Genomic DNA, 5,498 nt, shown 5'->3' with positions numbered 1-5,498 from the left:
ATCGGCGGTAAAATTGTAGGCAGGATTGGTTAAATCTTCGTTGGAAGTATAATAATTGGATTCTGCGTTCATGATTCCGCTGAGGGTGTTGTACATCATATCATTGGTGAAGAAGGTATTATTTCTGTCCATGAGGATTTTTGCCTTTGACGAATTATTTTTAAGGTATTCATCCCCTAAATAAATAAACATTGGGATGCGGACCTTCACATAATTCTGGTCATTTGGAGTGTGCCCCGTTCTCATGTGCTCACCATGGTCGGAAAAATACAGCATGACCTGAAGATTCAGGTTATCCTTGGCATATTGGTATATAGCCTGTAAAAATTCATCTGTGTAGCGGATGCTGTTGGCGTATTCAGCCTCCTTGGAATCCTCCGTAAATACGGCCTTTTCCTTTGGATAACGCTCTTTATAGGCGGCATGACTGCCGTTGCCGTGGAGAATAACAAGGTTATTTTCCTGTGGATTAATCTGGCTTAGCTCTGCCAACATACTGTGATCGTCATCATTTCCGGTATTCAGAAGATAATCTGCCCGGGATGCCACATTGAAGAAGGAGGACTCATTGTTATTTTTTCCCAGATTAGTTATCCAATAAGTTTTGTAGTCCTTCTTTTTGGCAATATCAATAATATTCATGCTGTCAAGAAAATCCGTTTCGTGGTAGGCACTTTTTTCTGTCAGGGCACTTTCCAGTACCTGCTGGGTAAGGCTCTGACAAGCGTAAGCATTATTGAAGATAATAAAATTAGGGTTATTTACCTGCTGGCTCAGCCACGGAGTATCATCGTATTTGTAATCTGGGGTATAGACTTTCATTTTGTTGCGGGTGGCAGATTCCCCGATGACCATAATAATTGTGTGGGGAGACTGGGTGACAGGAGTATCGTCAGAAATGGCAATACTGTCTTTTTTTGCTTCAATATTGCGATAATACTGACTTAAACCCATGCTGTATCGGACCGCCTTAAGGTAGGGGCCCACAAAATCCGTTTGTCCCCACATATTCCATGGCAGAAGGGAAACCGCCAGGGTTATACCGATGGAGGCAATTAATACGGGAGGCTTTCTGTCCTCTGTCTGCTGGGATGAAAGCAGTCTCCTCAGTCTGCTTATGAGAAGTAAAAGTCCTGCGAGAATAATTGCTGTTAGGCCCGTGTAGATAGGCCCCATATAGGTCATTATCCATTCAAAGGATTCCCTAAGGTTTGTGTTGCGAATGGCAGTGGCTTCCTCGTAGGTTATGAGGGTGCCATATAAATAATAGTGTATTAGGGACAAAACAGGAGGCAGGCAATAGATGAACTGCAGGACGTCCAAAAGGTACAGAAGGGCTTTTTTATTGGTATATTTTTCCAGCAGAAATTGTCCCATCATAAAGCTGGCAGCGCCTCCCATACCGGCAATAATTTCACCTTCGTGGGAAGTAGGCCCTGCATTTATAAATATAAATTTATAAAGAACATAAATATACCACCAGCCAGTAATAAGAAGGGATGGGGTCCATTTTTTATGAAATAAAGGACAGCCTGTGGTGAACTGGGTAATAAAAATAAGTACACCACATATGAATGATTCAGCGGTAAATATCAAGTTAAAGCTGATACTGCTCTCCCCTGTGGTGGCATAAAACAACACGTTCATCAGTGCCCAGCAGATAATGCTGTTGATAATATATGTTTCAATTGTTTTTCTATCCATTTACACAAAACTCCCAAAGCTAACAAAAAAGCCCAGGACAAAATCCTGGGCTGTAATTTCTGGTGACGCGTAGGGGATTCGAACCCCTGAAGCCGCCGTGAGAGGGCGGAGTCTTAACCACTTGACCAACGCGCCGTGAACAAAAAATATATTACTACAAAAATCGTCGCGAGTCAAGGAAAAAATAAAAAACATAACTCACCAAAAATCAGAGCAACAAAAAATTAATATTAATGTACATTTTTATCCGATAATCTGAACCTTGGTAACCTCAAAGGCTTCCTTCAACGCAGGAATACAGTCACGCTCCAGGAATGAGCGCTCCAGTATGCCCCCGCTGACTATAAGCAAGGTATCTCCCCGTTTATTAAAGGTCTGAATGTTTTTAAAGGCCCGCTTATAAATTTCCTCTGGTACAAGCTCCAGCAGCTTGTCTATCCCTTGAGCCAGCTCAGGCTTATCTCTTTTGATTCGTATTTCAAAGGGCTCTGCTGCCTCTGAGGAGAGGTGGGCATTGCCGGCCATATGGTTTTTATTAAGCATTATGAATCCTCCTGCAGTGAAACTTATTATTTTCATAATACAACTTTTACGCCACTTAGTCCAATGGGAACCTTTCCATATTAAATTATATTGGCAAAAAATTCTCTATTTTTAGCATTTTTTTTGTTAATATGTAGGCTAAAGTTTGCTATAATATTAGCAAATGCACTAACGTATAATTGAAGCATACGATGGTGTTTAATAATAATACTTCTCTGGGTTGTATAAAAATATAGGAGGCACATGAAAATGAGATGTGGCCAAAGAATATTTTTAAACAAAATAAAGCTGCTGTTTTGCCTTGTGGCGTTTTTTGCCTGTCTGGTGGGAGCGTTCAGGATATACTCTGCGGTGCCTGTTGAGGCCAATGCTGAAAAGATAGTTCGTGTTGGGTATTTTGTGGAAGAAGGCTTCCAGTTGGGGGGCCATGATGGTGAAGTTAAAAGTGGCTATGGCTATGATTATTTACAGCGTCTTAAGCTATATACAAACTGGAAATACGAATATGTTTATGGGTCCTACGGCGAGCTGTATGATAAGCTGGTAAAAGGTGAGATTGACCTGCTGGGGGGGCTGGCTTACAGACCGGAGCGTGAGGCAGTTCTTAGTTACCCAAAGGACCCTATGGGGGCAAGCCAGTATTTATTTTATAAGCGTACTACGAATGATTATGTGACTACGGAACCGGAATCATTGAATGGGAAGCGGATAGGCACACTGACAGGCGCCCAGGTCAAGGTAGTGGAGAAATATATTGCCACACATAATATTCAGGCTACAGTAATAGTTTACGATGATATCAAAGAGAGAGATAATGCCCTTAAAAATGGCTATATAGATGTTATGCTGGCAGAGGGCTACAACACCTTCCGCAATATGGGCTTTGAAGTATGCCTTGAGGGCGGGACAACTAATTTCTATTTTGCGGTAAACAAGGCCAGACCAGATATCCTGGATGACCTGAATAGGGCCCAGCACAGGCTTTATAAGGAAAATCAGAATTATATTAACGACCTTAGTAAAAAATGGTTTAAGCGTACAGTGTTTACTACATCCCTTTCCAAGGAGGAGCGCCAATGGCTGGCAGATAATAGTTCCCTTAGGGTGGGCTATCTCAATCATTATTTGCCGTACAGTGATACAGATGCAAACGGTGAAGTAACTGGTGTTGTAAAGGATGTTGTTACCGAAATTTTTAAGTCCTTGGGATATACTGCAATTAATGTAGATTACAAGGGCTATGATACAGGTGAGGCTCTTACAAAGGCACTGCAAGAGCATGAGATCGATGTTATGTTCCCAGCGTTTTCCAATTATTGGATTACTGAGGAATATGATATGCTGCCAAGTGATTCCGTAATAAACTCCTATTTCAATATACTGTATAAAGGGGATTACCCTGATATGAGCACGGCAACAATTGCCGTTGCCAGCCGTCTGGGGATGCTGGATGACTTTAGGGCGGTTTATTATCCTGAGAATCCGGTTCTTTATTACGATACTGATGAGGAGGCCTTGGACGCAGTCGTTAGGGGAGAGGCGGATGTTGTTATTGTAAGCGCTCTGAGAACAGATGCGCTTTTGCCTAAAAAATCCAGCTACAATGTTCTTCGCACAGCCCAGTTGCCAGATGATGCTTCCTTGGGGTTTGCCGGCATGAATGCGGATGCTATAGGCATCAGCGTGTTGAATCACGGTATTACCCTTATGGATAAGGATTTTACCCTTACACGTTCTTATTCCTATATGCCACATTTGGATGTGACCCCTGGTGAATTTTTGAAACAAAATATATGGATTCCAATCGGTGCCGTTATTGTGATTTTCAGCTTGATATTATTCTTTATTTCCAGAGAAAACAGGCGAAACCGTGAACATTTGGACGAGTCGGAAAAGCAGATTCAGGAAATCACCACCCTTAATAGTATTTTGCAGGACAGACAGCTACGTCTGGAGGAGCTTACGGCGGCCCAGGATATACAGCTGGAGAAAACCAAGGTGCTTAATGAGATGCTTCAGAATCAGCACAAAAAGCTGGAAGAAGCCCGCGAGGCGGCAGATGTGGCAAATCAAGCCAAGACCTCCTTCCTGTTTAATATGTCTCACGATATTCGTACTCCTCTTAATGCTATTATTGGCTTTACGGAGCTGGAGGAAAGGGACCCTGATAATGTTGAATTGAACAAGGAGTATCGCAAAAAGGTTAAGCTGGCCAGCTATCAGCTTCTGGATATACTAAACAATGTTTTGGAAATGTCCCGCATCGAAAACAAGAAGGTTGTAATTGATGAGGAGCTGGAGGATGCCATTAAGCTTTTTAATACCTGCGTTGCAGTTTTTGAAGGGGAAATGAAGAAGAAGAATCTTAAGCTTGAGGTTTCCTGTGACATACGGCATCGCTATCTTTATCTTGACAAAACCCATTTGTCTGAGGTAGTTATGAATGTTATAAGTAATTCTGTGAAGTATACCCCTGATGGCGGTATGATTCAGATTATGGTTAAAGAGTTGCCTGGAAAAACGACGGAGCAGTGCTTGGTGGAGATATCCGTCAAGGATACCGGCATTGGCATGTCAGAGGAATTTGTGGCTGAGATTTTTGAACAGTTCTCCAGAGCCCGTAACACCTCTCAAAGCGGTATTCAGGGTACCGGACTTGGTATGGCCATCGTTAAGAATCTCGTGGAGATGATGAACGGTGAAATTGAAGTTCACAGTAAATTGGGTGAAGGTACCGAAATAGTTTTACGGATTCCTCATAGAATTGGGGAAGAACCGTCTGCCACAGTGGACAACAATGTTCAGGAGGCGGCACCGGATTTTTCCGGCAAGCGTATTCTTTTGGCTGAGGATAATGAACTCAATGCAGAAATTGCCACAGCTATTTTGGAGGACAGTGGCTTTAAGGTGGAGCATGCTAGTGATGGTGTGGAGTGCGTCGATATGCTCACCAAGGCAGATGATGGCTACTATGACATGATTCTTATGGATATACAGATGCCAAATCTTAATGGTTATGAGGCTACCAGAAAAATCCGTAATCTGGAAGACAAGGCAAAGGCAGACATTATTATTGTCGCCATGACAGCCAATGCCTTTAAGGAGGATAAGGAGAGGGCCCTGGAGGTTGGTATGAATGACCACCTGGCCAAGCCTATTGATGTTAAGAAGATGATGGATACTCTAAACCATCTATTCAATAGGGCAGGAGCATAACCACAGGACTAATTTACAAAAAGAAACATTAAAGC

The 5,498-nt window shown here is 42.5% G+C and carries 3 protein-coding genes and 1 tRNA gene; 1 reads left to right on the top strand and 3 read right to left on the bottom strand.

Annotated elements, in window-relative coordinates:
* The 3 genes from ACKI5G_RS11125 to ACKI5G_RS11115 form a co-directional block, all read right to left on the bottom strand.
* Nucleotides 1-1,704 (bottom strand): phosphoethanolamine transferase (locus ACKI5G_RS11125; RefSeq protein ID WP_407400362.1); only part of this gene is annotated, 1,704 nt, incomplete at its 3' end.
* A gap of 60 nt (nt 1,705-1,764) precedes the next feature.
* Nucleotides 1,765-1,839: transfer RNA gene (locus tag ACKI5G_RS11120), tRNA-Glu, on the bottom strand.
* Nucleotides 1,840-1,947: 108 nt separating this feature from the next.
* Nucleotides 1,948-2,247, bottom strand: a complete 300-nt coding sequence (locus ACKI5G_RS11115) for a hypothetical protein (RefSeq protein WP_407400360.1) — start codon at nt 2,245-2,247, stop codon at nt 1,948-1,950.
* Between the two features lie 249 nt (nt 2,248-2,496).
* Between ACKI5G_RS11115 and ACKI5G_RS11110 the strand changes: the two genes are divergently transcribed.
* Nucleotides 2,497-5,463, top strand: a complete 2,967-nt coding sequence (locus tag ACKI5G_RS11110) for an ATP-binding protein (protein ID WP_407400358.1) — start codon at nt 2,497-2,499, stop codon at nt 5,461-5,463.
* Nucleotides 5,464-5,498 lie beyond the last annotated feature (35 nt).

It is taken from the genome of Anaerovibrio sp. (assembly GCF_045637405.1).
Taxonomy (GTDB): domain Bacteria; phylum Bacillota; class Negativicutes; order Selenomonadales; family Selenomonadaceae; genus Anaerovibrio.
The sequence above is the reverse complement of the archived record's forward strand: the minus strand, read 5'-3'. Positions and strand labels throughout refer to the sequence as shown.

Excerpts from the sequence above, each read along its gene's own strand:
- ACKI5G_RS11115 (WP_407400360.1), bottom strand. The coding sequence starts at position 2,247 with ATGCTTAATAAAAACCATATGGCCGGCAATGCCCACCTCTCCTCAGAG.
- ACKI5G_RS11110 (WP_407400358.1), top strand. The coding sequence starts at position 2,497 with ATGAGATGTGGCCAAAGAATATTTTTAAACAAAATAAAGCTGCTGTTT.